The sequence below is a fragment of the Pseudarthrobacter phenanthrenivorans Sphe3 genome, assembly GCF_000189535.1.
Classification (GTDB): Bacteria; Actinomycetota; Actinomycetes; order Actinomycetales; family Micrococcaceae; genus Arthrobacter; species Arthrobacter phenanthrenivorans.
On sequence record NC_015145.1, the window covers coordinates 3,945,383 to 3,971,442 of the forward strand.

Below are 26,060 nucleotides of genomic sequence, written 5' to 3' on the forward strand. Positions count from 1 at the left end.
GCAGGCGGGGTCAGGTCCCCAGCCACACCATGTTCCACGTGCCCATGGTGAGCGCCGCGGCAACAGCCGTTCCTGCCATGAGCACACCGCCGGCCAGCACCCAGGCATCCAGCACGCTGTAGGTTGATTCCCGGGCCCAGGTCCGACGTCCCCCGCCGAAGCCGCGGGCTTCCATGGTCACCGCCAGCCGTGACGCCCTGCGGATGGCCTGCACCAGGAGCCCGAAGCTCTGCCCCAGGGTGGCCTTGATCCGCTGCGCCGCAGTGCCCCTGGATCCCACCCCGCGCGCGCGGCGCGCCATGCCGATGGTCTGCCACTCTTCCGCCATCAGCCCCACCAGCCGCATGGCGGCCAGCGTCCCCAGGACGAACCGGTGCGGCAGCCGCGCCTTCTGCGCCAGCGCATCGGCCAGGTCCGTGGGATCCGTACAGCTCATCAGCAGCACGGCAGGCAGCGCAATCGCCAGTCCGCGCAGCATGAAACCGATCCCCAACTCCAGCGAACCTTCACTCATGGTCCAGATGCCGACGTCGATCAGCGTCCTGCCGCTGTCCGGCGCCAGGATGGAGGTGCTCCAGCCCCCTACCGCGGCCGCCAGGATGAGCGGCCAGCCGCGCTGCCACAGCAGCGTCAGGGTGAGTCCGGCCAGTGGGAAGAGCAGGAACTCAAAGGCGAGCGCAACGGACGCGGACACCCAATCGATGGACAGCGCCAGCACCGCAGTTATGAGGAAGACGGCGGCAAACTTGCTCAGGGGGTTGGCCCGGGCAAGCAGCGCCTGGTTTCCGCGCAGGTTGAGCTCCTGCCTCACGATGCCTCCCACCTCATGGCTGCACCTGTCCCGCCGCGGCCATCCGCAGTTCCGTCCCGCCCAGCGCGGCCGTGAATTCGGCGTCGTGCGTCACGGACACCACGGCCGTGCCGGCGTCCAACAGCTCGGACAGGAACGACGCCAGCTCCGCCCACGTGTTGGCATCCTGGCCGAACGTGGGCTCGTCCAGGACCAGCACCTGGGGGTGGGCGGCCAGGACGGTGGCCACGGAAAGCCGCCGCTTCTCCCCGCCCGAGAGCGTGTAAGGGTTGGCGTCCACGAGGTGGGCAAGCCGCAGCCGCTCCAGCAGCTCGTCCACGCGCTCCCCGCCATGGCCCAGGTGCCGCGGCCCGAAACGCAGCTCGTCAAGCACATTGCCCGTGACGAACTGGTGCTCGGGTTCCTGGAACACCGTGCCGATCCGCTCAATGAGCACCTCGGCTTTCCACTTGTACGGGTCTATTCCGGCGCCGCGGCTGAGGTCCAGGGTGGCGGAAACCTTCCCCGCGGCCGGCTCGAGGAGTCCGGCCAGGGTCAGGGCAAACGTTGACTTCCCGGCTCCGTTGGGACCCGTGATTGCCAGCGCCTGTCCGGCACGCACCTGCGCTGAGATACCTTCCTGCACGGGCACCGGAGGTATCTTCCGGAAGCCGGTGCGGCGTGCTCTTTCGCGGGACACGGCCAGATTCTCGGCGGCGAGCAGCAGGCTGCCTGCACCGGCGGCGGGTTCCTGCCCGCGCGGCCTGGTGTCCGGGACATAGCCGGGCACCCAGACACCGGCGGCAATCAGCATGCTGCGCGCATCCGCCAGCACCTGGTCCGGCGGGCCGTCGAGCAGCACCGCTTCCTCAGTGGCGCTGCCCGGCTGAAGCACCACGATGCGGTCCACCAGGTCCTTCCATACGGACACGCGGTGTTCCACCACCACCAGGGTGGCCCCGGTCTTGTCCAGGCACCGCGCCACCGCGTCACGCACCTCCAGGACCCCAGCGGGATCGAGATTGGCAGTAGGCTCGTCCAGCAGGATCAGCCCCGGGCGCATGGCGAGGATGCCTGCCAGCGCGAGGCGCTGCTTCTGCCCGCCGGACAGTGCCGACGTCGGATGGTCCAGCGGCAGGTGGGACAGGCCGACGTCGTCCAATGCTTCATGCACGCGGGCCCAGATGGCGTCGCGGGGCACGGCAAGGTTCTCCGCACCGAAAGCGACGTCGTCGCCTACCCGGGAGAGGACCACCTGGGTCTCCGGGTCCTGCTGCATGAGGCCGGCGCGGCCACGCTGTTCGCGCGGGGACGCCCCGTCAACCAGCAGCGAGCCGGATTCGTCGGAGTCGCCGGCCCCGCCGTCGTCGTCCGCATCGCCCAGCACCCCTGCCAAGGCATGGAGGAGGGTGGACTTGCCGGCGCCCGATGGCCCCAGCAGGAGGACGCGCTCCCCCGGCAGGATGTCCAGCTCAAGGGCCTGCACCGCGGGCGTGGACCGCCCGGCATGCCGCCAGCCCCAGCCGCGGGCGCTGACGGCCGCCGGACGCACTGCCGCCGGAGCGTCATGGCGGGTAGGTGCAGCCATCAGGAGAAGACGGGCTCCGTTGCTGCCTTTCGTGAGGCAAAGGAGCTCAGGACGCCGGTCTTCGCCAGCCCGCGGGTGGCGAGCCAGGACAGGGCGCCCGCGATGATCGCGCCGGAAATCATGGTGAAGATGATGTACGCCAGCTTGTCGCCGCCTGAGTACGCGATGTTCCAGCCCCACGGAGCGAAGGAGTCGTTCAGGCCGCAGAAGAGGCCCGCCGCAGCGCCTGCCAACAGGGAAACGGGCAGGTTGAACTTCCGGTACACGAAGATCGCGAAAACGATCTCCGCTCCCAGGCCCTGGACAAAGCCGGAGAACAGTACGGAGGCGCCGTACTGGGAGCCCATGAGCAGCTCACCGGTGGCTGCAACGGTCTCGCAGAACAGCGCGGCGCCGGGCTTGCGAATGATGAGCATGCCTAGTACCGCCGGAATCATCCAGCCGCCGGCGATGAGGCCCGTGAGGGGCGGGGTAGACGGCATTCATGGGCGCCGAGACTGCGGCCGCACCCTGGGACCACGCCCAGAAAATAACGCCGCCGGCAATGGCGATAAGGGCCGCCACCACGATGTCCACCACGCGCCAGGACTTGGCCGTGCTCTTCTTCACTGCTGTTGTTGCCATGCGATCCTCCTGAGGAACAGGAGGGGAAAGTGGACGCGGCTGCCGGCACTGCTGCCGATGCGCGCGCACTTCGAGAACTCGACTCCCTTGCGCCGGTACTAACCGGATCAGGTTCGAGGGTCTGCGGCTGTCCGCACTCTCAGCGCCCACCTGCGGTGCCTGGCATGGCCAGTCCGACGGCGGCGCTCCCCTGTCGTTGAATGATTCTGTGTGTAAATAATCGCCCTGGTGGGCGTGGTCCAGTTTACACCGCAGGAGGGGTAGATTGTGGCCCATGACTGCCACTCCGCCCCATGTGACCGAGTACGATCCGGACTCCGACGCCGCCCAGCCCGAGGGATCGCTGGAAGCATTGATCGCCCGGATCGAGGCGGAAGTCCGGGAACTGCAGTTTCCCGGGTTTTCTCCGGATGATTCCCTGAACCTGGGCCTGCTCCTGGTGGAACTGGGCAAGGAACGGGACCTGCCCATCGCCATCGACATCACCAAGGGCAGGCAGGTCCTCTTCCACGTGGCCCTGCCTGGCGCCACACCGGACAACGACCACTGGATCCGCGCCAAGCAGCGCACTGCCGCCCGGTACGAGGTGCCCTCGCTGCTGGTGGGACTGCGCGGCCGGCTCGGGGGCGGACGAATCGAGGATCAGGGCTGGTTCGACGAACGCCGCTATGCCGCCCATGGCGGGTCGTTTCCCGTCTATGTGACTGGCGTGGGTGCGGTAGCCACCGTCACAGTTTCCGGGCTTCCGCAGGTCCAGGACCATGATCTGGTGGTGGAGGCGTTGCGGGAGGTCCTTCAGGGAGTGCGGTCCGGAGACGGGTTGTGACCGGACCGGCCGGCGAAAACCAGGTCCGGGCGGCGCTGGACAAAGCCTCGGATGAGATGATTTTCATCGGCCCGGACCACCCTTACTATCCGCTGCTGGCGGAGCTGGTGTCCGCCGTCGGAAATTCCTGGCAGCAGGGCTATGACCACGGCCGCCGGGGCGGGGACGACGCGAACCCCTACACGTGGAACAGCGCGGCGGGCTGATCCGCCGCCAGAGGAAATACAAAGGCTGCTTAGCATTTACATAGTAATCATGCTTACTATGTTGTCTCCCGGCTTATGAGGAGTACAGGACATGGCAGCCAGCACCCGCCTGACAGGCGCCCGCACAGGCCTGCAGAGAGCTGCTTTGGGCACCGCCGCCGTGTTCTGCCTGGCTGGCGTCCTCGGCTTCGTCCCGGGCGTCACCGCCAACTATGGTTCCCTGGGCCTTGCCGGCCATGGATCCGGAGCGCTCCTGCTGGGGATTTTCCAGGTTTCAGCACTTCACAACATCGTGCACCTGCTCTTCGGTGTGGCAGGCGTCCTGATGGCGCGCACCCACGCGCAAGCCAGGAGCTACCTCGTCTATGGCGGAGTGATCTACCTCGTCCTGTGGCTGTACGGCCTGCTGGTAGGCGACACCACGCCGGCAAACTTCGTCCCGGCAAACAACGCCGACAACTGGCTGCACCTGGTCCTGGGCCTGGCCATGATCGCCCTGGCCGTCATGCTGGCAAGGGGCCCTGCCACCAACGCGAGCACCAACAACGGCAGCAACGCCAGCACCAGCGCCAGCACCAGATCTGAAGGAGCATCATGAGAATCCCCGGACCGCGTGGACCCATCAGCACGGCCTTGTTCAGCGTCCTCGCCGGCGCCCCGGGCGCGGACACGGAAGGCCTGGACGGGCTGCACCGGATGGCGGCCGCCCGCCTGGCGGCCGAGATAGACATCATCGAGGACGATGACCTGCAACTCACGCTGTTTTGCCTCTACGAACTCCACTACTCCGGGCTCGAGGGCGTCAGTGATGAGTGGGAGTGGGCGCCGGGACTGATCCAGCTGCGGCATTCACTGGAAAAGCCCTTCGAAGCCGCCCTCAGGCAAGCCGCCCATGAGGCGGCCGGTGAGCTGGAGCTTCCCGCGGACATGGTCCCCACCAGCGACGCCGTGGCGGCCGTCCTGTTCGGCCTCGCGGCGCAGGACAGCGGTCCCAGCCTTTCCCGCTATGTGGCGAAAAAGGCAACCCTGGACCAGCTCAAGGAATTCCTGGTCCACAAGTCCATCTACCAGCTCAAGGAAGCGGACCCCCACACCTTCGCCATCCCCCGCCTGTCCGGACGGGCCAAGGCGGCGCTCGTGGAAATCCAGGCTGACGAGTACGGCGGCGGGCGGCCCGAGCGGATGCACAGCACGCTGTTCGCCCGAACCATGAGCGGGCTGGGAATGGACTGCGCCTATGGAGCGTATGTTGACGCGGTCCCCGCGATTTCCCTCGCGGCGGTGAACCTGATGTCCCTGTTCGGGCTGAACCGGCGGCTGCGGGGGGCCATCACCGGGCACCTGGCCATGTATGAAATGACGTCTTCCCAGCCCAACCGCCTGTACGGCAACGGGTTTCGCCGGCTTGGTTTCGATGCCGGCGTGACCCGCTACTTCGACGAGCATGTGGAAGCGGACGCCGTCCATGAACAGATCGCCGGCCGTGACCTGGCCGGCGGGCTGGTGGAGGCAGAACCGCACCTGCTCGGGGACGTGCTGTTCGGAGCCACGGCAGTCATGGCCATCGACGGCCGGCTGTCGGCGCACATCCTGCAGTCCTGGGAAAACGGCCGAAGCTCCCTCAGGGCGGCTGTACCGGCGGCAGCATGAGCAGCCAGCCTGCGGCGCGGTCCGCCGTGGAGGGACCCGCCCAGGACAATTCCGCGGTGGAGGGACCCGCCGTGGAGGGACCCGCCTTGGAAGGATCCGTCGAATACATCCTGCCCCTGCGCTGGACCGACGATTCCTGCCTGCCGGAACTGGCCGCCTACCTCCGCCGCCTCACGGAATGGATTCCCGTCACGGTGGTGGACGGTTCGCCGGTACGGCTCTTCGAACAGCACCGGGTGCTGTTCCCCGCCGCCGTCAAGCACATCCCTCCAAGGGCGGGCAGCGGCGGCAACGGCAAAGTCGCCGGGGTCATGACGGGCGTACGGGACTCGACGGCGGACCTCCTGGTGATTGCCGACGACGACGTCCGCTACACGCGCGAGGCCCTCGCCGCCGTCGTCCATCACCTCCGTTCAGCGGACGTGGTGCGCCCGCAGAATTACTTCGATCCCCTCCCTTGGCACGCGTGCTGGGATACGGCCAGGACGCTCATCAACCGTGCCTGGTCCGCGGACTTTCCCGGGACGCTGGCTCTCCGCCGGGACGCGCTGCTGGCAACGGGAGGCTATGCTCCCGTCCTGTTCGAAAACCTGGAGCTGATCCGGACAGTCAAGGCCGCCGGGGGACGGGAGAAAATTGTCCCGGACCTTTTCGTGGCCCGCCGTCCACCGGGCAGCCGGCACTTCGTGAAGCAGCGCGTCCGGCAGGCGTACGACGACTTTGCCCAGCCGCGCAGGCTCGTGGCGGAACTGGCGCTGCTTCCGGCCATCGCTGCAGCCGCCTGCCTGCCGCCACGGCACCGCCGGACGGCTTTTTTCTGCCTTGCCGCAGCGCCTGCCCTCGCCGCGGAAATCGGGCGGCGCCGGCACGGCGGGACTGCCGTCTTTCCCTTCGCTGCAGTGTGGTTTGCCCCGCTCTGGACCCTGGAGCGCGCCTTCTGTATTTGGATAGCGCTCGGCTACCGGCTGTCCGGCGGTATGCCCTATGCCGGAACCAGGCTCAGGACAGCAGCCCATTCGGTTGCGGGACTCCGGCGGCGCTACCAGGGCCGGATCGCCGAACAGCGCAACCAACACCTATGGAGTTCCATTATTAACCCAGAGCAGGAGCACACATGAACCAGGAACCGGCCGAGAGCTCCATTGTGGTCTGCCCCGATGGGCCGCTCATTGTGCGGGGCGATTTCGAGATCGTCACGCCGTCAGGCGACCCGGTACCCCGCGAACGGAAAACCGTTGCATTGTGCCGCTGCGGGGCGTCAGCCATCAAGCCCTATTGCGATGGCACACACAAGATGATCAAGTTCCGGACGGAACCGCCCGCCCCCTGATCCCCACCCCCTGATCCCGGCAACGTCGTCCCTCGGGCCTGTCCCGGGGCAGATAGGCTGGTGGCAGTCCGTTTTACCGCCCGCAAGGAGTACTAGGAATGAATTTCTTCATCAAGCTGCTCGGCACCGGAATCAGCCTCGGCGCCGGCTTCCTCGGCACCAAGCTGGTCAACGCCATCTGGGAGAAGAGCACGGGGCGCAAGCCGCCTACCGGCAAGGATGAGGACGTCCCCACGAGCCTGCAGTCAGCACTGACGTTCGCCCTCATCTCCGCCTCCGTCAGCACCATCATCCAGGTCCTGGCCAACCGTGGCACCCAGCGCGCCATCACCCGTTTCGCCAAGAGCCAGGACATCGTCTGACCTGACCTGGTTCCCTAACGCAGCTGGCCGTCGTCGGAAGCGTCCTCACGGGCGGCTTTGGCGGCGGCTTTCTGCACAACCGCTTCCAGCTCATCAGAGGTGAGGAGCTCGCGGTGCAGGTGCTTGGTGCGGTAGCCGGCGCGGCCCACCATATGGGCTGACACCGGGACGGTCAGCAACTGGAAGATCCAGGCCACCAGCAGCACCGGCCACACCCACCAGGTCCGCATCTGCAGGCCGATGGATGCCAGCAGCAGGAACAGCCCCAGGACCTGCGGCTTGGTGGCGGCGTGCATGCGGCTCAGGAGGTCCGGGAACCGCAGCAGGCCGATGGCCGCACCCAGGGACATCACGGCCCCAACAATCATGAACACCGCGGAGAGCACGTCCACCCAGGTGTCCAGGCCGGTGGAATCAGGATTCATTGGTCTGCTCCCTCCGGTCGGCCACGAACCTGGCCACGGTCACTGATCCGATGAAGCCGATGATGGAGATGGCGACCACCAGCATCAGGTTGTTCAGGTGCCGGTTGACGGCCATGTCCACGCACAGCGCTCCGCCCAGGATGGCCAGCAGGACGTCCGTGGCCAGCACCCGGTCCAGCAGCGACGGACCGCGGGAGATCCTGACTATGGCGCCGGCGGCCGCGAGCGAAAAGATCACGGCCGTAACAACCAGGACGATCTGCATCATGCGCCAGCCTCGCTTTGCACGGTTTCCAGTTCTTCCTTCGTTCCCATGATCCTGATCAGCCCCGCCTCGATGGACCGCACCTGGTTCTTCAGGTTTTCAACGTCCTGCGGGGTGCTGATGTTGAGCGCGTGGAGGTACAGAGTGGATGTTGAGCGGTCCACTTCCACCACCAGTGAGCCCGGAATCAGCGAAATCACATGTCCTGTGGCGGTGACGATCAGGTCCTGGTGGCTCCGCAGGGTTACCGCCACCACTGCGTTCTTGACCTTGGGTCCGCGCACCACGGCCAGGTAGAGGAGCTGCGCGCTGGCGGCCGCCACTTTCGCCAGGAACATGAGGGCAAAAGGAATGGCGAAAATGATGTTGAAGCGGCCGCTGAGTTCCACCGGCGGAAGGTAGAACAGCCGTGCCACGGCCACCGCCAGCAGCGCCCCGAACAGGAGGTTTCCCGGGCTGAAGTCCTGCCAGAGGGCCCCCCAGACGATGACCAGCCATACCAGGAGCGGCAGCTCCTGGCGAAGGGAGATGCGCCGCCGGCTCATTTTCCGCCTCCCGCGGTGACGATCATGGGCACGTCGGTGTCCGGGCCAAGGACGGCCTGGATGTAGGCGGACCTGTCCAGCATGTCCCGCGCGGCCTGGTCGGAGACGGTGAACAGCGGTCCCGCGAAGACCGTCAGGGCAATGCCCAGGATCACCAGCCCCGCCGTGGGACCCACCATGGTGCGTGGAAGGAGCGTGACGGCGTTTTCAGTGGCACCTCGCCGCTTTGCTCCAGGCCCTGCGGCCCTTTCGACCGTAGCCAGCAGCACGGGATCCGGATGTTCCGCGTCGGAGGGCCGGCGCCAGAACGCACGGTTCCACACCCTGGCAATGGCCAGCAGGGTCAGCAGGCTGGTGACAACGCCGCCGATCACCAACGCGTACGCGAGCGGCGTGCCAAGCTCCACACCTGCCTGCATGAGCCCCACCTTGCCCAGGAACCCGGAGAACGGCGGAATGCCGGCCAGGTTCATGGCGGGCACGAAGAAGAGCAACGCCAGCAGCGGCGAGAGCTTCGCCAGCCCGCCCAACCGGTCCACGGAGGAACTGCCGCCGCGGCGTTCAATGAGGCCCGTCACCAGGAAGAGGCTCGTCTGGATGGTGATGTGGTGCGCCACGTAGAACACGGCAGCCCCAAGTCCTGCAACAGAGGACATGGCCAGGCCGAACACCATGTAGCCGATGTGGCTGACAAGGGTAAAGGAAAGCAGGCGCTTGATGTCGCTCTGCGCCAGGGCACCCAGGATCCCCACCACCATGGTCAGCAGGGCCGCCACCATCAAGGGTGTGTTCAGGGAGTCCCCTGGGAAGAGCAGGGTCTCGGTCCGCACCATGGCATAGACGCCCACCTTGGTGAGCAGGCCGGCGAACACGGCGGTGACCGGCGCGGGAGCGGTGGGATAGGAGTCCGGCAGCCAGAAGGACAGCGGGAAGACAGCCGCCTTGATGCCGAACGCCACCAGCAGCATCACGTGCAGGAGGGTCCTGGTGCCCTGGTCCAGCTCGCCGAGCTTGATGGCCAGGTCCGCCATGTTCACCGTGCCGGTGGCCCCGTAGACCATGGCGATGGCGATCAGGAACAGCACCGAGGACACCACGGACACCACAACATAGGTGACGCCCGCGCGGATGCGGGGGCCCGTTCCGCCAAGGGTCATCAGCACATAGCTTGCCGTCAGCAGGATTTCGAAGCCCACGTAGAGGTTGAAGAGGTCCCCGGAAAGGAACGCGTTGGAGACCCCCGCCACCAGGATCAGGTAGGTGGGGTGGAAGATCGACACAGGGGCGTCGTGATCGCCGTCGGCCATGCCCTGCCCGGTGGCGTAGACCAGCACGGCGAGGCTCACTGCGGAGGAGACCACCAGCATCAGGGACGAGAACTGGTCCACCACCAGCACGATGCCCCACGGCGGCAGCCAGCCGCCGATGGTCACCGCGGCCGTCCCGCCGTCCCAGACCGAGGCCAGCAGGAGGCACTCAAGCAGGAGGGTGAGGGACAGGAGTCCGATGCTGACGGCCCGCTGGGCCCGCGAATGGCGGATCAGCAGGAAGGTCAGGGCGGCGCCCAAAATGGGAAGTACGACGGCGAGCGGGGCCAGGCTTGCAATGTTCACCTTCCGGCTCCTTCCGGGCCGGGGGCCACGTTTGTTGAGCCGGGCTTTTCTTCCCTGGCTGCGTCTTCGGCGGGCATTTCGCGGCCTCCGGCGACGACTGTGGCTACGGGGAACTCGGAGGTTTCGGCGGGGATCACGGCGTCGTCCTCGGCGTCGAAGCTCGGCGTTTCCGCCACCCTGAGGTCCTCCATGTCCGCCTGGATTTCATCACGCCGTGCCAGGACCCAGGTCCGGTAGATGATGCCCAGCATGAAGGAGGTCACGGCAAAGGAGATGACGATGGACGTCAGGATCAGCGCCTGGGGAAGGGGATCGTTGTAGTCCTCCGCCGGGATGTCCTTGGCGTACAGCGGTGCGAGCCCGGCGTAGCCTCCCGTAGCAAGGATCAGCAGGTTGGTGGCATTGGCCAGGAGCATCAGGCCCAGCAGGACCCGGGTCAGGCTGCGTTCGAGGATCAGGTAGATGCCGCAGGCGTAGAGGGCCCCCATGACGATCAGGAGGGTCAGGTTTACGCTCATGCTTGGCCCTTTGCGGTGGTCTCGACGGCGGCGCCTTCGGTTTCGCGCTCCGGGGCGGCGCCCGCGGCCGGAGCGTTCCCTGCGTATTCCTGCTCCGCGGGCAGATCCGCGTCGTGGCCGGCGGACCGCTCCTCGAAGTGTTCGTCGATTTCCGCCCCGAGGCTGCGCAGGACGTCCAGCACCAGGCCCACCACCACGATGTAGACGCCGATATCGAAGATGGTGGAAGTAACGAACTTGATGTCGCCGAACACCGGCAGCCAGAGTTCGATGATGGCCGTCTGGAAGACCTGTCCGCCCAGCAGCAGCGGCACCACGCCTGAGGAGGAGGCAACCGCCAGTCCCACGCCCAGCAGCGCGCCCGCACTTACCGGGGTGGCCTCGCTGAGCTCGAACCGGCCGCCGGCCAGGTAGCGGATGGTCAGGGCAAGGCCTGCGGTAAGGCCGCCGGCAAAGCCTCCGCCCGGCAGGTTGTGGCCCGCGAGCAGCAGGTACAGCGAGAAGATGATCATGGAGTGGAAGATCAGCCGCGTGACCACTTCGAAAATGATGGAGCGGCGTTCGGGGGCAAGGGTGCGGCCTGCCACGATCCATGCGTCCCGGGCCGGTGCCGCGAACTTCCGGCTAACCGCGAGCGCAGCGGCGTCGCGCGAACCGGGATTGACGCCGCGGTAGCGCCCCACCGTACCTTCGGCAACGGTTGCTGCGTTCCTGATCCGGTCGCCGCGGCCGCGGACGAAGATCAGGCTTGCCACTCCGGTGGCGGCCAGGGCCAGCACCGTGATTTCACCGAAGGTGTCCCAGGCCCGGATGTCCACGAGCGTCACGTTGACGATGTTGAGGCCGCCGCCGCCCTCATAGGCGAGGCGCGGAAACTCCAGCGCGACGGGCGTGGCAATCCGGGCGCCCATGGCGTAGATCGCGGCGACCACCATGGTGATGCCAAAACACAGGCCGATGATGACGCGCACCACCCGGTACTTGCCCCCGGTCCGGTCACGGAGCTCGGCCGGCAGGCTCCGCATCGCCAGGACGAAGGCCACCAGGATGATGGTTTCCACCAGCATCTGGGTCAGGGCAAGGTCCGGAGCCCCCTGCAGCGCAAACATCAGGGCGATGCCGTACCCCGTGACGGAGACCATCAGGACAGCCAGGAAGCGCTTGTTGGCTTTGACCGCGGCCAGGGCGCCGATCACGATGCCTGCACCCACCACCAGCTGGAGCGGGGACCCGGGATCCAGCAGGTAGATGCCCTCCGGGAGCGGCTTTCCGGCCACCAGGATGGCGGACAGCGGGAGCACGAATGCAACAGTCAGGATGACCGCGAGGTAGTAGTACAGCGAACCGCGCTGGGTGCGGCCGGTGATCCAGACCGCCACATCATCCAGTGCGCCGACGGTAAGCTGGTAGGCCTTGTCCCCGTCCACCCATGGCGGCACGTGGGACTGCGCCCGGGACACCGCTTCGCGGCCGAGGTACATGGCCAGGCCCAGCACGAAGGTGAGGGCCGTCAAGCCCAGTGCCGGGGTGAACCCGTGCCACAGCGCAAGGTGGCCTGCCTGCTCGGCGGCCGTTCCGGCGTCGGGAGCGTTGGATGCAAAAAGTGCGGCGTAGGGCTGGATCCATGCGTCCACGGGAACGGGCCACACGCCGTAGATGATGGTGAGGAGGCTCAGGATGGCCGGCGCAGCAAGGAAGGAGGGCCTGATGGCCTTGAACGGGGTAGGCTCCACGCCGGGCTTATCGGCGAAGGCCCCCCACATGAAGCGGGCACTGTAGGCAAAGGTGAGGACGGAGCCCAGCACCAGCCCGGCCAGGACCACAATCCCCCACGGTCCGGCCGCGGGATCGCCTGCGTGGTGGACGAAGGCCTCCAAGACCGATTCCTTCGCCACGAATCCGCCCAGCAGCGGCACCCCGGCCATGGAGGCGGCACCGATGGCGGCAACAATCGCCAAGGCGCGCGAGGAACGGAAGACGCCGGACAGTTTCCGGACATCGCGGGTGCCCGACTGGTGGTCGATGATGCCCACCACCAGGAACAGGGTGGCCTTGAAGAGGCCGTGGGCCAGGAGCATTGCCAGCCCCGCCAGGGCCGCATCGGGCGTACCGAGGCCCACCACCATGGTGAGGAAACCCAGCTGGCTCACGGTCCCGTAGGCAAGGATGAGCTTGATGTCCGTCTGCCGCAGCGCCCGGTAGCCGCCCACCAGCATCGTGGCCAGTCCCAGGCCCAGCACCACCGGCTGCCAGTAAACCGTCTCCGAAAAACCGGGAGCAAGCCGGGCCACCAGGTAGATGCCGGCCTTGACCATCGCCGCGGCGTGCAGGTAGGCGCTGACGGGGGTTGGCGCCGCCATGGCGCCGGGAAGCCAGAAATGGAACGGGACCAGGGCGGACTTGGTGATGGCACCCACCAGGATCAGTACGACGGCGGCGCCCACCAGGGCGCCCGACCCGCCGCTGACGAGGGCCGGCGCCTGCTCCAGAATCGCCGAGATGCGGTAAGTGCCCGCGGTGTGCCCCAGCATGATGAGGCCCACCAGCATGGCGAGCCCGCCGGCGGTGGTCACCATGAGCGCCTGCAGCGCCGAGCGGCGTGCGGCCAACCTGGTACGGGCGAACCCGATCAGCAGGTAGGACAGGATGGTGGTGAGCTCCCAGAAGATGAACAGCAGCAGCAGGTCGTCAGCCACCACCAGGCCGAACATGGCACCGGCGAAGGCCAGCAGCTGTGCGCCAAAAGCGCCGAGGTCCTGGTCCTTTTTCTTGAAGTACCTGGCGCAATAGACCAGCACCAGGGAGCCGACGCCCAGCACCAGCAGCGACATGACCCACGCGAGTGCGTCCATACGGAAGGCGAGCTCGAGTTTCAGTCCCGGAATCCACGGAACAACTTCACTGATGGATCCGCCCGAGTAGACCGGACCGTGCTGCAGCAGCAGCCAGGCGAAGGAGGCCGCAGGAACTGCGGCGAGCCCATAGAACGCGTTCCGGCCCCAGGACCTGAAGAGGAGCGGCGCCAGGACAGCCACCGAAAAGTGCACGGCAAGGACTGTGATCACTGGTATCTCCGCAACGTCAGGGATTCGATTGTCAAAAGTTGGAGCAGGCGGTTAGTTCGTTAGGTCCGGGAGAGCCCAGTTTACCAAGGCCCGGGCAGCCCTTCCGGCCTTGATGTTGTATCCTTCCCCGCATTCCCCGGCGTGACGGGCGCGCGGTCCGGGGTATGTTCGCCACGGGCGGATACGATGCATCGTATGAACAGCGCCAGCCCCCGCGGGGCCACGCAGCCGTCCCCGGAGCTTGCATCCGGGGAGCAGGGCACCAGCAAGGGCCGGGTCCTCGCGTGGGCCGCCTGGGACTGGGGCTCGGCGGCCTTCAACGCCGTGATGACCACGTTCGTCTTCACGGTGTACCTGACCTCCAACGCCTTTGGCGGCGAGGACCAGGCGTCGGCGGTGCTCGGCGGCGCCCTGGCGGTGGCGGGCCTGGCCATCGCCCTGCTGGCCCCTGTCACCGGCCAGCGCTCCGATGCGGGCGGGCGGCGCAAGCTGTGGCTGGGAGTCAACACAGCCGCCGTCGCCATCCTCACGGCCCTGTGCTTCTTCGTGTTCCCGCGGCCGGAATTCCTGCTGCTCGGGGTCTCCCTGATTGCACTGGGAAACGTGTTCTTCGAATTCGCCGGGGTCAATTACAACGCCATGCTCGCCCAGGTCTCCACACCGCGGAACATCGGCAAAGTCAGCGGCCTCGGCTGGGGCGCGGGGTACCTTGGCGGGATTGTGGCCCTGCTGATCGTCCTCCAACTGTTCGTCCAGCCCAGCTTCGAATGGTTCGGCGCCTCCACCGAGGACAGCCTGAACATCCGCCTGGTGGCGGTCTTCTCGGCTTTGTGGTTCTTCGTTTTCGCCCTCCCCGTGCTGTTTGCCGTCCCCGAACTTCCGCGCTCCGCCCAGGCGAAGCGGCTGGGCTTCCTGGCCAGCTACGGATTGCTGGTCCGGCGGATCAAGGCCATCTACGCCACCAGCCCGCACACCATCTACTTCCTGCTGGCCAGCGCAGTGTTCCGGGACGGCCTTGCCGCCGTCTTCACTTTTGGCGGGATCATTGCCGCCGGCACCTTCGGTTTTGAACTGTCGCAAGTCATCTTCTTCGCCATCTTCGGCAACGTGGTGGCGGCGGTGGGGGCTGTGATCGGGGGTTTCCTGGATGACCGGCTCGGCCCCAAACGGGTGATCATCGGCTCCCTGGTTGGACTGTTGGCGGCCGGGACCGCCATCCTGGTCCTCGGCAACGGTGACTATGAATTCCTGGGGATGGCCTGGGCCGGCAGCACCACATTCTGGATCTTCGGCCTCTTCCTCTGCCTCTTCGTGGGGCCCGCGCAGTCCGCGTCGAGGGCCTACCTGGCGCGGCTTGCCCCGCATGGAGAGTCCGGCGAACTGTTTGGCCTCTACGCCACCACCGGCAGAGCCGTGAGTTTCCTGGCACCGGCACTCTTCACGCTGAGCATCACCCTCGCCGCTCCCTTCGTGGCGCCCGGAGAGGCGCAGCGCTGGGGAATCCTGGGCATCATGGTGGTGCTCCTGGCCGGGCTACTGGTGCTGCTGCCGGTGAAGTCCCCGGACAAGGTTCCTGTCGCGGTGGTTCCTGTGGCCTAGCCTGCCGCTTGCGCCGGGACACGAACGGATGAATGCCGTTTTCCGGGCCCGTTGACTCCCCCTTCTTGTCGACCACATAATGGCTTGAGCCCAAAAATGAAACCTTTCAATATCCTGCCTGCCTCCCAAGGAGCCCGCCGCGGCGAAATCAGCAAAGGAGACTGTTCCCTGACTGTGCCGACGGGCGGCTGGCACCCTGGAAACCCGAAAAGAGCCCCGCATGAGCACCACTGCAGCAACAACCGCTGCCGACGCCCCCGCAACCCAGCTGACCTGGACTGACAATGGTGCCGCCGTCGTCATTTCCCTGGACGGCACGGACATACTCACCTACACCTACGCCGCCGATGATCCCCAGGTGGAATCACCCAGGCCGTACTTCCACCCCGTCCGCACCCGATCCGGGGACCTGGTCAGCGCCTACCGTCCCCACGACCATGTGTGGCATAAGGGCATCGCCTGGTCCCTGCCGCACCTGGGTCCCGACAACTTCTGGGGCGGCCCCAGCTACAGGCGCGGCCAGGACTACCAGTGGCTGCCGAACAACGGCGCCATGCGGCACCTGGAAACTGTGCAGGCAGCGAACGACGACGGCGCGTTCAGTTTCGCCCACAGGCTGCAGTGGGTGACCCAGCGGGGGTCGGTTGTGGTGCAGGAAGAGCGCTCCTTCCAGGTAGTGCCGGGCCAGGACGCCAGCTACACCCTGGTCTTCGAAACCGCCATGTCCAACGTGTCGGGGAAGGACATCCACATTGGCTCCCCCACCACTGAGGGTCGTGAGAACGCCGGGTACGGTGGCTTGTTCTGGCGGGGGCCCCGGTCCTTCACGGGGGGAAAGATCATCGGCCCCGGCGGCGCCACCGGCGAAGGCCTCCGCGGCCAGCGCGCCCCCTGGCTTTCCTTCGTGGGGCAACATGATGAAACCTGCCGTTTCTCAACCGTGGTCATGGTTGATGACCCCGGAAGCGCGCACCCGGAGCCGGAGTGGTTCGCCCGTTCAGAGCCGTTTGCCTGCATGGGACCGGCCCCCTTCTTCAGGCAGGAAGTCCTGTTCCAGGCCGGGACAGCATTGCGTTTCCGGTACGGCGTGGTTATTGCAGACGGCACATCGGACGCGGACCGCGCGGAAGCGCTGGCAACTGCAGCGCGCAGCGTGCTGGCAGGTGCACCAGCGCCCGTCCAAGGAGGGTGAGCAGTAACCCGGGCCTGCCGGGATACCGCGGGTCCTGAGGTAATCATCAGAACCCGCGCCAAGGGGGCCAGGGCCGACTAGGCTGGAAACATGAACGTGGACGAGACGAACCTTCCCGGCCTGGGCCGGCGCAAGGATTTCATGACCGCCTCCGGCCGCCGGATCGGCGTCGTGGAGTTGCGTGAGGGACAGACGGAGCTCATTGTTTCGGCCTGGGATGATCCCGACACCTGCCAGGCCTCCATACCGCTTACCACGGAGGAAGCAGCCACCCTCGGCAATCTCCTCGGTGGGCAGCACCTGGCCATGAAACTGACGGAAGAGCATAAGGACGTCCCGGGAATCGTCACCCGGCAGTTCTCCATCGCTCCGGACTCCCCCTTCCAGAACCAGCCCATGGGCAAGGCATGCATCCGTACCCGGTGCGGCGTCTCGATCGTGGCGATCATGCGCGAAGGCGAGGTGCTCCCGTCGCCGGGGCCCGACGTCGTCCTCCACACTGGCGACCTGCTGGTGGCTGTGGGCACCCAGGAAGGCCTCGACGCGGCGGCCGACATCCTGCGTCACGGATAGGACGCTATGGACCCGTTGGCCCTGACCCTCATTGAACTGGGGGCCGTTGTGTTCTGCCTTGGCTTGTTGGCCAGGCTGGCCGGACGGGTCGGCATGTCTCCCATCCCCCTTTACCTTCTGGGCGGACTCGCTTTCGGTGCCGGCGGCATCGTCAAGCTCGAAGGCATGAAGGAATTCGCCCACGTCTCCGGTGAAATCGGAGTCATCCTGCTCCTGCTTATGCTCGGGCTGGAATATACCGCAGCAGAACTATTCACTGGCTTGCGGCGTTCCTGGCAGGCAGGCATCCTTGACCTGGTCCTGAACTTCCTGCCGGGGGCCGCCCTTGCCTACCTGCTGGGCTGGGGCGGGGTGGGGGCCATGGTGATGGGCGGTGTCACCTACATCTCCTCGTCAGGCATTGCCGCCAAGGTCATCACGGACCTGGGCCGCATCGGCAACCGGGAAACGCCCGTAGTGCTGTCCATCCTGGTGTTCGAGGACCTGGCCATGGCCGTCTATCTTCCCGTGTTGACCACCATCCTGGCCGGCGTCAGCTTCCTGGGCGGGCTGACCAGCGTGGGCATCGCCCTTGCGGTGGTCAGTGTGGTGCTGATGGTCGCGTTGCGGCATGGGCATCACGTCTCCAAGGCCGTTCACAGCGAGAACTCGGAAGTGTTCCTTTTGAATGTGCTCGGCGCCGCGCTGCTGGTGGCGGGCGTTGCCTCAGCCATGCAGGTCTCCGCCGCGGTGGGGGCATTCCTGCTTGGCATCGCAATTTCAGGGGCGACGGCACACAACGCAACCCGCATCCTCGAACCGCTGCGGGACCTGTTCGCCGCCATCTTCTTCGTGGCGTTCGGGCTCAATACGGATCCCTCGTCCATTCCGCCGGTCCTTGGCTGGGCCCTTGTGCTCGCGGTGATCACCGCGGCCACCAAGATGGCCACCGGAATCTGGGCGGCCAAACAGGCCGGAATCGCCAGGCCCGGCCGCTTCCGTGCAGGCGCCACGCTGATCGCCCGCGGCGAATTCTCCATCGTCATTGCCGGGCTGGCGGTTGCCTCGGGCGCAGTGCCCGGCGAGCTCGCGGCCCTTGCCACGGCCTACGTCCTGGTGATGGCGGTCCTGGGCCCCCTGGCGGCCCGGTTTGCAGGGCCGCTGAGGGCTATGCAGCCGCCTGCAGAAGTGGCTGCCAAAGCCTGAAGGCCGCACTGCCCAAGCCTGGCTCCAGGGCGGCTGTAACCTGCCTGCTAAATCGTGGTGCGGTGGAAGTTCAGGTGGCTGCGGCTGGCTGTCGGACCGCGTTGCCCCTGGTAGCGGTTCCCGTATTCGCCGGAACCGTACGGGTGCTGCGCGGACGAGGACAGCCGGAAGAAGCACAGTTGGCCGATCTTCATGCCCGGCCAGAGCTTGATGGGCAGGGTGGCCATGTTGGACAGTTCCAGGGTGACGTGCCCGGAGAATCCGGGGTCGATGAAGCCGGCGGTCGAGTGCGTCAGGAGCCCCAGCCGGCCCAGGGAGGACTTGCCTTCCAGGCGGGCGGCAATGTCATCGGGCAACGTCACCGTCTCGTAGGTGGAGCCGAGGACGAACTCGCCCGGGTGGAGGATGAACGGCTCGTCCTGCTCCACTTCCACCAGGCGGGTCAGCTCGGGCTGTTCCTCGGCCGGATCGATGTGTGCGTACTTGTGGTTATCGAACAGGCGGAAGAACTTGTCGATCCGGACATCCACGGACGAGGGCTGCACCATCGCGGGATCGTAAGGTTCCAGGACGATCCGCTGGGAGTCAATTTCGGCACGAATGTCGCGGTCAGAGATCAGCACCGTCCCAAATTACCGTATCGCTTATCCACAGCCACATTCTTTCGTTGTTGCTGGCGCCTAGTGGGGCTAATGTTGCCTCAGTGATTCAGGCGCCGGATGGTCTCCCGGATGGCCCAACAGAGCTGGGGATGTTGTGAATAGATTGGTGGCGCCTTCTTTTATTGGCGTGCTCTGCGCATTGGCGCTTGTTTCCTCCTCGTCGGGCGCGCCGCCGCTGGCTCCCACTGTGCACCAGGCCGTCAGCGCCAGCGGGCCCAGCAGCATCACCCTGGGCGCCTCGGCGCTTACCGGGGAGGCGTCATCCCGTGGTGCCGCCCCTGCCGGAGCCCGGCTCACACCGGCCGTTGATCCGGAAATCCGGCCGGCCTCCCCCACGGCGCCCCTGGCTCCCGAACCACTGGCCCCGGACCCACTGGCAGCACAAGCACCCACACCAGAAGCACCGGCAACGGAACCTCTTCCTGCCTCCTCCACCAGCGGCGCCGCTGCCGCGGCACCTGCTGCCGCCACGGAGGAGACTGACCCCTGGGTTCCCTCCATCCCTCCGCTCTGGGCTCCGGATGAGGAGCTTGGCTCACCTTCGGATTCCCCCATGGCCACTTCGGAAGCCACCACGGTTCCTGCTCCCGAAGCCCTGATTCCAGACAGCAACGCGGCCGCCGTCCTCACGGTCTTCAACAAAATCAATGAATACCGGCTTTCAAAGGGCCTGAACCCCGTGAAGTACCACGCCACCGTGGCGGGGATGGCCCAGGAGTGGTCGGACAGCATCGCATCCCGCGAAGTCATCGAGCACCGGGCAAGCTTCTGGACAGACCCCCGGGCCTTGAACCCGAACAACGGCGCCGGCGAGGTCATCGCCATCCGGACGGACCGCGACGCCGCACTGCTGGTGGAATGGTGGAAGGGCTCCGCTGGCCACAATGCCATGCTGCTCGATCCGCGCTTCAACGTCATGGGCGCCGGGATCACCTACACGGACCGCACGTACAAAATCTGGGGCGTGGTCAACTTCTTCGGCTACACCACCCTCCCCGCCGGCACCACCGACTCCCCCGGCGGCGGCACTGGACCCAGCACTGCGTTCCCGCCTCCTGCACCCACTTTGTGTGACGCCCCCACCCGGCACATGCCGCCCACGCTTGACCTGTCGGCGGCAGCAATCAAGGGACCGGGCGACCTGGTCACGGTGGACTCCGCCGGCCAGCTCCTGGCCCGGACAGCCACCGGTGCCCGCACCTTCGCCCCTGCCCGGGTGATCGGATCGGGCTTTGCCGGCGCCAAGGAAGTGTTCACCACGGACTGGGACCGCGACGGCGCCTACGATCTCCTCACCCAATGGACCAACGGAACCCTGAGCCTGCACCGGGGCGTTGCCTCCGGAGGTTTCCAGGCGCCGGCCACGCTCGGCAATGGAGGGTGGGAAACCCTGACGCTCGCAGTGGGAGGCTGGTGCGCCAACAACAGGATGCCCCAGATCCTGGCTTTGGACGGGGCCGGCGGCCTCTACCTGTACCCCAACAAGGGCCTCGGTGATCTTTCCGCACGTGCCACCGTGGCAACAGGGGTAGGCGCCGCCCGGAAGCTGTCCATGGTGGATTACGACGCCGACGGGTTCCAGGATCTCCTGGCTCTCCGCGGGGACGGCTCGGTGCAGCTCCACCGCGGGTGGGGAACCACTGCACTGCGGGCAGAAGCAAGGGCTAGCGTTGCCACCGGCTGGGGGGACGTTACGGGCATCAGGCCGTTGCGGGACGTCACCGGGCTGAACTCAACCGGCGTGGCACTCCGCCGTGCAGGCGACGTGGTGCAGTACTGGGACCTCACCGCCGGAAGCCTCGCTTCGCCGTCGAACATCCCCGGTCCCTGGACCGGACAGCGGCTGGCTCACTAGCCGTCAGGGAACATCGCCCAGCCCTACATGGCCGGTTGGAGCTCCAGGACGTCCTTCAGGCGCTCCAACTGCGCCACCTCGGACCGCAGACTGCGCTGGAGCATCCTGTCCGGCAGGCCCAGCCTGTTGAGGAACCGGAACTTCACCAGGAAACCAGCCAACCCCTCTGCCCGGACTTCGAGGGCGAACCGGACCCGCGTTCCCGAGGCTTCCGTGCTGAGGAAGTACCCACCGGCGCGGTGCGCCGGGCCGGATATTGCCTGGAACCGGATCTCGGCTCCAGGCCTGGCATGGGTGATTTCCAGTTCAGCAGGAATGCTGAGTCCGGACCGTCCTGCCACCATAGTGCGGTACACGGCGCCTTTGGATTCGGCGGCGCCCTGCAGCAGTTGTACGCTGCGGACCGTGTCGTGCCAGAGCGGAAGGTTGGCTGCGTCGAGCAAGAACAGGTACACAGCCATGGCATCGCGCCGGATGAGGACCTCGTGCTCTGCGAATGCCATCGGGAACTTTCCTGGTTGACGTCTACCTGCGGCAGCAGCTGCACCCCCCGGCATCGCAGCTACCCGGATCAGGTTAGCCAGCGCTCCGCACACCCGCCTAGCCAGGGCAGGGGACGTTATTGAAGAGTTACTGGATGACGTGCCCCCGGCCGGACACGGGGTGCCTGCGTTGCAGTTGGGCGGAGCAGCCGGACATCTGCGCTAAGCTATGTTCTGCCCCTTCACACCGGGGCACTGCGGCTGTAGCTCAATGGTAGAGCGCTAGCTTCCCAAGCTTGATACGCGGGTTCGATTCCCGTCAGCCGCTCCAGGATTGCAGCGGAGGCAAGCACCCGCCGGCCATTAGGTGGCGGCGTGTATGGTCAGAGGTCAGGAACCTCTTCGGTTCCGCTACAGGAGCAACCATGGCTGACAAGTCCCCGCGTCAAACAGCATCCAAAAAATCCGCCAAGTCCATCAAGGAAAAGCGCGCCGACAAGAGGGCCGCTTCGGCGCCGGCCAGCTCCCTGGACGCAACGTCCAGCAAGGCCGCCAAAAAGAAGTGACAGGGCAGCAGAACAATCTGACCCTGGGCGTCCTGGCTTCCACCCGCAAGCCAGACGAGCGCCGGCTCCCCATTCATCCGCTGCATTTCCAGCGCATCGCGCCCCACATCCGGCAGCACATCATTCTGGAGAACGGCTACGGCGAGCGCCTTGGCGTTTCAGACGCGCACCTCTCAACTTTGGTGGGCAGGATGGCCAGCCGGGAGGCGTTGCTGGCGGAGGCCGACGTCGTCCTTCTGCCCAAGCCGCAGCCGGAGGACCTGGCCGACCTCCGGGACGGCCAGGTCCTTTGGGGCTGGCCGCACTGCGTCCAGGACCGGGCGGTCACGCAGCTGGCCATCGACAAGAAGCTGACGCTGATTGCGTTCGAGGCCATGAACCACTGGGCCAGCGACGGCGGGTTCGGGCTGCACGTCTTCCACAAGAACAACGAGCTTGCAGGCTACTGTTCGGTGCTGCACGCGCTCGCCCTGACAGGTTCGACGGGCGACTACGGCCGCCGGCTGAGCGCCACCGTCATAGGTTTTGGCGCCACCGCCCGCGGAGCCGTCACTGCACTGAATGCGCACGGCATCCACGACGTCCAGGTGCTGACGAACAGGGGCGTCGCCGCTGTGGGAGCGCCTATCCACTCAGTGAACATCGTCCAGTTCGACCACGACGACGAAGCCCCCTTCCTCAGCCAGGTCATCAGTGAGCAGGGAAGGGTCCCGCTGGCGCCGTTCCTTGCCCAAAGCGACATCGTGGTGAACTGCACGCTGCAGGACCCGAACAACCCGCTGACTTACCTGCGGACGGAGGACCTGGCGGCGTTCAATCCCGGCAGCCTCATCATTGATGTTTCGTGCGACGACGGCATGGGTTTCAGTTGGGCCCGGAGCACCACTTTCGCCGACCCCATGTTCACGGTGGGCGACCACATCAACTACTACGCCGTGGACCACAGCCCGTCCTACCTTTGGAATTCCTCGAGCTGGGAGATCAGCCAGGCGCTGCTGCCGTTCCTGGACACCGTGCTTGGCGGCCCGGAAGCCTGGGAAGGCAACGAAACCATTTCCCGGGCCATCGAAATCCGTGACGGCGTGATCCGCAACCAGGACGTCCTGGCGTTCCAGAAACGCCAAGAGGAGTACCCGCACCTCCCGCTGTAGACGGCGGGCCGGGGCTGTCTGCCGAGCGCGCCGCCCGGTTAGGCGGCGGCCCGGCTGACAATTCGGACGGGTTGCCGGCGGTCCCGGAGGTTCACCCTCAACAGGAGCGATCCCTTGCGTGCAAGGATCACGGCAACTGCCAGTGCCGCGGCCGCGGGCACCCCGCCGGACACCAGCAGGGCCACGTGCGGGTCCGCGTGTTCGGCAATCCAGCCAAGCATCGGGCCGCCAATGGCCTGGCCGCCGATCAGCACCATGATGTACAGGCTCATCACTCTGCCCCTGATGCCCATGTTGGAACTGACCTGGACCAGCTGGTTGGATCCGGTGAGGAACATCAGGCACCAGAATCCGGACAGCACCATCATGGCACCGAACACCAGCATGGACGGCGCCGCGGCAGCCACGCACAGCATGGCTCCATACATCCCCGCGCAGAACACAACGGACCGGAGCCGGAGCTGCCGGCGGCGGGTCGATGCCACTGCGCCTGCCAGTGCCCCAAGCGCCACCAGGGCGTTCAGGAGGCCGTAGCCGCCGGCTCCCACATTGAACACGTGGTCCGCGAAGGCGGCAAGCACTACGGGCAGGCCCATGGCGAATACCGCAATGAAGCCGGCCATCAGCCAGGGCCAGTAGATGGTGGGCTTACTCAAGGCATACCGCAGCCCTTCCCTGAGCATTCCCTTGCTCTTGGGCACCGGGGCGCTGGTGAACAGCTGGTCCTTTCGGAGGATGAGCAGCATGGCCACTGTGGAGCAGCAGGCAAACGCATTGCCCGCAAACGCCCACCCCGCCCCCATCGCCATGAGCAGCCACCCGGCCAGGGCAGGCCCAATCAGCCCGCCCAGCTGGAACGTGGTGGAGTTGACGCTGATGGCGTTGCGGAGGTACGTGGGCCCCACCAGTTCATGGACGAATACCTGCCGGGCCGGCTGGTCCAGGACCGTCACCAGGCCCAGCACCAGCGCTATCACGTACACGTGCCACACCTCGATGGCGCCCGTCAGCGCGAGGACTGCGAGCGCGGCTGCCAGGACCGCGGCGAGGCTCTGGCACAGGATGAGGATCTTCCGCTTGGCGAACCGGTCCGCCACCATCCCGCCCCACGGTCCCAGCAGCAGCGACGGCAGGAACTGCAGGGCCACGGTGATGCCAACGGCCGTCACGGAACCGGACAGCTCCAGCACCAGCCAGTCCTGCGCGATCCGCTGCATCCAGATGGCGATGACGGCCACAAAATGCCCCACCGCAAAGATGCGGAAGTTGGGAACCTTGAGCGAAATGAACGTGTGCTTCCAGGGCAGCCGTTCGCTGACGACGGCGACGGGCTGGGTCTGGTGTTCCGGCGGCGGGGCGCCGGCAGAGTCGATGGCGGGCTGGCTGACAGTTGCCGTTGACGGCGGTGGGGGTGCCACAGGTATGTCCTCACAGTGCGTGCGGTCCGGGATGCCCTTAACGCTAGGCTGGGGCAAAGGATTATGGAGACGTATCGTCTCTATAACTCCTATTGCAGACTGCAATGCCTAAGATGTCCGCACTTATTGCCACCGGAGTCCGTAGTGTTTGAACCAGCCCAGTTGCGCTCCTTCCTTGCCGTGGCGGAAACGCTCAGCTTCACCAAGGCGGCAGAGCGCCTCGGCCTGGCCCAGCCCACCGTCAGCCAGCATGTCCGCAAACTCGAGGCGGCCGCCAAGCGGGTCCTGGTCAGCCGGGACACCCGCGATGTGAGGCTCACGGACAACGGGGACGCGATGGCGGGATTCGCGCGGAACATCCTGGCGGCGCACGACTCCGCTTCCCGCTATTTCTCCGGGTCCGCAATGCGCGGGAGGCTGCGGTTCGGTACCGCAGACGATCTGGCCATCACGGGCCTGCCGCGGATCCTGCGGGAGTTCCGGCAGATCTATCCACAGATCAACCTGGAACTGACGGTCGGCCAGAGCGACCAGCTGTACAAAAAACTCAACGCCGGCCAGCTGGACCTGGTCTTCGTCAAGTGGGTGGCGGGCGCCAAGGACGGGACCGTAGTCCAGCACGACTCCTTCTCCTGGGTGGGGCTGGAGCAGACCACGCTGGACCCGGCCGCTCCGGTTCCGCTGATTGCCTACCCGTCCCCGAGTTTGAGCCGGAAACTTGCCATCGACGCCCTTGAGGCCCACGGCAGGACCTGGCGGATTACCTGCACAACCCGGCAGATCAGCGGCGTGCTTGCTGCCGTGCGGGCCGGGATCGGCGTGGCGGTGATGCCGTCCTCGCTTGTTCCGGAGGACCTGAAGATCATTACCCGGCGCTTCGATCTCCCGCCGGTGGGAGACGTGGACTTCACCCTGATCCGCAACCCCCTGGCCAACGCCGAGGTCATCGACGCGCTCACCCAGTCAATTGTGGGCCGGACCATTAACCGCCAATCATAACGCCGGCCAGGGCCCGGCCAGGGGCAGACTTGCCGCAGCTTCCATTGATTGCACAAGGTCGCATCACTTATGCTGATTTTCCAGGGTCAAGCAGCTGGCCGGTTCACCAACACGAGCGCATACCTGCATGCCAGGATTCCCGCTCGGGACAGGCAGCCAATGACGACAGCCAAGAACCCTCACTACAGCCCGGCCCATAACCGCGCGCACACCACTGCGCGGCCGCTTGGCACCCGCAATTCCCGGCTCGGTGCCGGCATCGCCACCACCGACTCCGGATACGTCGGAAAACCCACCTGTGACAGGTGCCGAACCGACGAATTCGTCTACCTCGAGTCCTACATCCCGCCTACTTACCGGCGTGACGGGTCCGTGGCCAGCCTTGGTGAAGTCGCCTACACGTGCACGCGCTGCGAGGATTTCTCGGCTCACAGCGTCCCGGTCACGTGGACGCCGCCCGGGTGGTACCTGGGCTAGTTTCCAAGGTCTCCCGCCGCACAGCCAGTGCGGACACCTGGAATCAAAGAGGCTGGCCGGCCACCGAAAGGTGGCCGGCCAGCCTCTTTCCAGA

Annotated in this window: 27 protein-coding genes, 1 tRNA gene, 1 pseudogene and 1 riboswitch; of the genes and pseudogenes, 17 read left to right on the forward strand and 12 right to left on the reverse strand. The window is 66.3% G+C overall.

Annotation, left to right across the window (positions count from 1 at the left end):
- Nucleotides 1–10: 10 nt before the first annotated feature.
- The 3 genes and pseudogenes from ASPHE3_RS18320 to ASPHE3_RS18330 all read right to left on the reverse strand — a co-directional run bounded on the left by ASPHE3_RS18320 (nt 11) and on the right by ASPHE3_RS18330 (nt 3,002).
- On the reverse strand, nt 11–811 hold the full coding sequence (locus ASPHE3_RS18320; RefSeq protein ID WP_041653311.1) for an energy-coupling factor transporter transmembrane component T family protein: 801 nt from the start codon (nt 809–811) through the stop codon (nt 11–13).
- Between the two features lie 13 nt (nt 812–824).
- A complete protein-coding gene (locus ASPHE3_RS18325) occupies nt 825–2,378 on the reverse strand; it encodes an ABC transporter ATP-binding protein (RefSeq protein ID WP_013602690.1) in 1,554 nt (517 codons plus the stop codon).
- A pseudogene (locus ASPHE3_RS18330) lies at nt 2,378–3,002 on the reverse strand (ECF transporter S component). Before ASPHE3_RS18330 ends, ASPHE3_RS18325 begins: the two are co-directional and overlap by 1 nt.
- Nucleotides 3,003–3,068: 66 nt before the next feature.
- Nucleotides 3,069–3,204: riboswitch (TPP riboswitch) on the reverse strand.
- A 72-nt stretch (nt 3,205–3,276) separates the two neighbouring features.
- Here ASPHE3_RS18330 and ASPHE3_RS18335 point away from each other — a divergent pair.
- The 7 genes from ASPHE3_RS18335 to ASPHE3_RS18365 all read left to right on the forward strand — a co-directional run bounded on the left by ASPHE3_RS18335 (nt 3,277) and on the right by ASPHE3_RS18365 (nt 7,376).
- Nucleotides 3,277–3,828, forward strand: coding sequence for a heme-degrading domain-containing protein (locus tag ASPHE3_RS18335; protein WP_013602693.1), 552 nt, complete (start codon nt 3,277–3,279; stop codon nt 3,826–3,828).
- Nucleotides 3,825–4,034 carry a hypothetical protein gene (locus tag ASPHE3_RS18340; RefSeq protein WP_013602694.1) on the forward strand — a complete coding sequence of 70 codons (210 nt, stop codon included), beginning with the start codon at nt 3,825–3,827 and terminating at the stop codon, nt 4,032–4,034. Before ASPHE3_RS18335 ends, ASPHE3_RS18340 begins: the two co-directional genes overlap by 4 nt.
- Before the next feature lie 91 nt (nt 4,035–4,125).
- Entirely contained in the window at nt 4,126–4,632 is a 507-nt protein-coding gene (locus ASPHE3_RS18345; RefSeq protein ID WP_013602695.1) for a DUF4383 domain-containing protein, read from the forward strand.
- Complete coding sequence (locus tag ASPHE3_RS18350; RefSeq protein WP_013602696.1) at nt 4,629–5,684, forward strand: iron-containing redox enzyme family protein; 1,056 nt, start codon at nt 4,629–4,631, stop codon at nt 5,682–5,684. The genes ASPHE3_RS18345 and ASPHE3_RS18350 overlap by 4 nt, the downstream gene beginning before the upstream one ends.
- Entirely contained in the window at nt 5,681–6,802 is a 1,122-nt protein-coding gene (locus ASPHE3_RS18355; protein WP_013602697.1) for a glycosyltransferase family 2 protein, read from the forward strand. Before ASPHE3_RS18350 ends, ASPHE3_RS18355 begins: the two co-directional genes overlap by 4 nt.
- Nucleotides 6,799–7,014 carry a CDGSH iron-sulfur domain-containing protein gene (locus tag ASPHE3_RS18360; protein ID WP_013602698.1) on the forward strand — a complete coding sequence of 72 codons (216 nt, stop codon included), beginning with the start codon at nt 6,799–6,801 and terminating at the stop codon, nt 7,012–7,014. The genes ASPHE3_RS18355 and ASPHE3_RS18360 overlap by 4 nt, the downstream gene beginning before the upstream one ends.
- Nucleotides 7,015–7,112: 98 nt before the next feature.
- Complete coding sequence (locus tag ASPHE3_RS18365; protein ID WP_013602699.1) at nt 7,113–7,376, forward strand: DUF4235 domain-containing protein; 264 nt, start codon at nt 7,113–7,115, stop codon at nt 7,374–7,376.
- Between the two features lie 14 nt (nt 7,377–7,390).
- Here ASPHE3_RS18365 and mnhG read toward each other — a convergent pair whose 3' ends face one another.
- The 6 genes from mnhG to ASPHE3_RS18395 are packed head-to-tail and all read right to left on the reverse strand — an operon-like array spanning nt 7,391 to nt 13,807.
- Entirely contained in the window at nt 7,391–7,801 is a 411-nt protein-coding gene (gene mnhG / locus ASPHE3_RS18370) for a monovalent cation/H(+) antiporter subunit G (RefSeq protein ID WP_013602700.1), read from the reverse strand.
- Nucleotides 7,791–8,069, reverse strand: coding sequence for a monovalent cation/H+ antiporter complex subunit F (locus ASPHE3_RS18375; RefSeq protein WP_041652362.1), 279 nt, complete (start codon nt 8,067–8,069; stop codon nt 7,791–7,793). Before ASPHE3_RS18375 ends, mnhG begins: the two co-directional genes overlap by 11 nt.
- A complete protein-coding gene (locus ASPHE3_RS18380; RefSeq protein WP_013602702.1) occupies nt 8,066–8,611 on the reverse strand; it encodes a Na+/H+ antiporter subunit E in 546 nt (181 codons plus the stop codon). The genes ASPHE3_RS18375 and ASPHE3_RS18380 overlap by 4 nt, the downstream gene beginning before the upstream one ends.
- On the reverse strand, nt 8,608–10,224 hold the full coding sequence (locus ASPHE3_RS18385; RefSeq protein ID WP_013602703.1) for a Na+/H+ antiporter subunit D: 1,617 nt from the start codon (nt 10,222–10,224) through the stop codon (nt 8,608–8,610). Before ASPHE3_RS18385 ends, ASPHE3_RS18380 begins: the two co-directional genes overlap by 4 nt.
- Entirely contained in the window at nt 10,221–10,742 is a 522-nt protein-coding gene (locus ASPHE3_RS18390) for a Na(+)/H(+) antiporter subunit C (RefSeq protein WP_013602704.1), read from the reverse strand. The genes ASPHE3_RS18385 and ASPHE3_RS18390 overlap by 4 nt, the downstream gene beginning before the upstream one ends.
- Nucleotides 10,739–13,807, reverse strand: a complete 3,069-nt coding sequence (locus tag ASPHE3_RS18395; protein WP_013602705.1) for a Na+/H+ antiporter subunit A — start codon at nt 13,805–13,807, stop codon at nt 10,739–10,741. The genes ASPHE3_RS18390 and ASPHE3_RS18395 overlap by 4 nt, the downstream gene beginning before the upstream one ends.
- A 195-nt stretch (nt 13,808–14,002) precedes the next feature.
- Between ASPHE3_RS18395 and ASPHE3_RS18400 the strand changes: the two genes are divergently transcribed.
- From ASPHE3_RS18400 to ASPHE3_RS18415, 4 genes are all read left to right on the forward strand, one after another.
- A complete protein-coding gene (locus ASPHE3_RS18400; protein WP_013602706.1) occupies nt 14,003–15,406 on the forward strand; it encodes an MFS transporter in 1,404 nt (467 codons plus the stop codon).
- Between the two features lie 220 nt (nt 15,407–15,626).
- Nucleotides 15,627–16,598 (forward strand): DUF6807 domain-containing protein, encoded by a 972-nt coding sequence (locus ASPHE3_RS18405; RefSeq protein ID WP_013602707.1) that lies wholly within the window; start codon nt 15,627–15,629, stop codon nt 16,596–16,598.
- 90 nt (nt 16,599–16,688) lie between these two features.
- Nucleotides 16,689–17,171: a cation:proton antiporter regulatory subunit gene (locus tag ASPHE3_RS18410; RefSeq protein WP_013602708.1), complete on the forward strand. Its 483-nt coding sequence runs from the start codon at nt 16,689–16,691 to the stop codon at nt 17,169–17,171.
- 6 nt (nt 17,172–17,177) lie between these two features.
- Complete coding sequence (locus ASPHE3_RS18415; protein ID WP_013602709.1) at nt 17,178–18,356, forward strand: cation:proton antiporter; 1,179 nt, start codon at nt 17,178–17,180, stop codon at nt 18,354–18,356.
- A gap of 47 nt (nt 18,357–18,403) precedes the next feature.
- Here ASPHE3_RS18415 and dcd read toward each other — a convergent pair whose 3' ends face one another.
- Entirely contained in the window at nt 18,404–18,979 is a 576-nt protein-coding gene (gene dcd, locus ASPHE3_RS18420; RefSeq protein ID WP_013602710.1) for a dCTP deaminase, read from the reverse strand.
- A gap of 145 nt (nt 18,980–19,124) precedes the next feature.
- On the opposite strand from dcd, the gene ASPHE3_RS18425 reads away from it, so the two are divergent.
- Nucleotides 19,125–20,873 (forward strand): CAP domain-containing protein, encoded by a 1,749-nt coding sequence (locus ASPHE3_RS18425; protein WP_254362935.1) that lies wholly within the window; start codon nt 19,125–19,127, stop codon nt 20,871–20,873.
- Between the two features lie 23 nt (nt 20,874–20,896).
- Here ASPHE3_RS18425 and ASPHE3_RS18430 read toward each other — a convergent pair whose 3' ends face one another.
- The gene (locus tag ASPHE3_RS18430) at nt 20,897–21,376 is read right to left on the reverse strand and encodes an SRPBCC family protein (RefSeq protein WP_013602712.1); all 480 of its coding nucleotides are present in this window, start codon (nt 21,374–21,376) and stop codon (nt 20,897–20,899) included.
- A 236-nt stretch (nt 21,377–21,612) separates the two neighbouring features.
- On the opposite strand from ASPHE3_RS18430, the gene ASPHE3_RS18435 reads away from it, so the two are divergent.
- The 3 genes from ASPHE3_RS18435 to ASPHE3_RS18440 all read left to right on the forward strand — a co-directional run bounded on the left by ASPHE3_RS18435 (nt 21,613) and on the right by ASPHE3_RS18440 (nt 23,072).
- Nucleotides 21,613–21,686 (forward strand) — tRNA-Gly (locus ASPHE3_RS18435).
- 94 nt (nt 21,687–21,780) lie between these two features.
- Entirely contained in the window at nt 21,781–21,921 is a 141-nt protein-coding gene (locus ASPHE3_RS22335; protein ID WP_013602713.1) for a hypothetical protein, read from the forward strand.
- Nucleotides 21,918–23,072 carry a N(5)-(carboxyethyl)ornithine synthase gene (locus tag ASPHE3_RS18440; RefSeq protein ID WP_013602714.1) on the forward strand — a complete coding sequence of 385 codons (1,155 nt, stop codon included), beginning with the start codon at nt 21,918–21,920 and terminating at the stop codon, nt 23,070–23,072. Before ASPHE3_RS22335 ends, ASPHE3_RS18440 begins: the two co-directional genes overlap by 4 nt.
- A 38-nt stretch (nt 23,073–23,110) precedes the next feature.
- Here the strand turns inward: ASPHE3_RS18440 and ASPHE3_RS18445 are convergent, their stop codons facing one another.
- Nucleotides 23,111–24,490 carry an MFS transporter gene (locus ASPHE3_RS18445; RefSeq protein WP_013602715.1) on the reverse strand — a complete coding sequence of 460 codons (1,380 nt, stop codon included), beginning with the start codon at nt 24,488–24,490 and terminating at the stop codon, nt 23,111–23,113.
- A gap of 144 nt (nt 24,491–24,634) precedes the next feature.
- Between ASPHE3_RS18445 and ASPHE3_RS18450 the strand changes: the two genes are divergently transcribed.
- Nucleotides 24,635–25,489, forward strand: coding sequence for a LysR family transcriptional regulator (locus ASPHE3_RS18450; protein ID WP_013602716.1), 855 nt, complete (start codon nt 24,635–24,637; stop codon nt 25,487–25,489).
- Between the two features lie 159 nt (nt 25,490–25,648).
- Complete coding sequence (locus ASPHE3_RS18455; protein WP_041652365.1) at nt 25,649–25,966, forward strand: hypothetical protein; 318 nt, start codon at nt 25,649–25,651, stop codon at nt 25,964–25,966.
- The last annotated feature ends 94 nt before the right edge of the window (nt 25,967–26,060 follow it).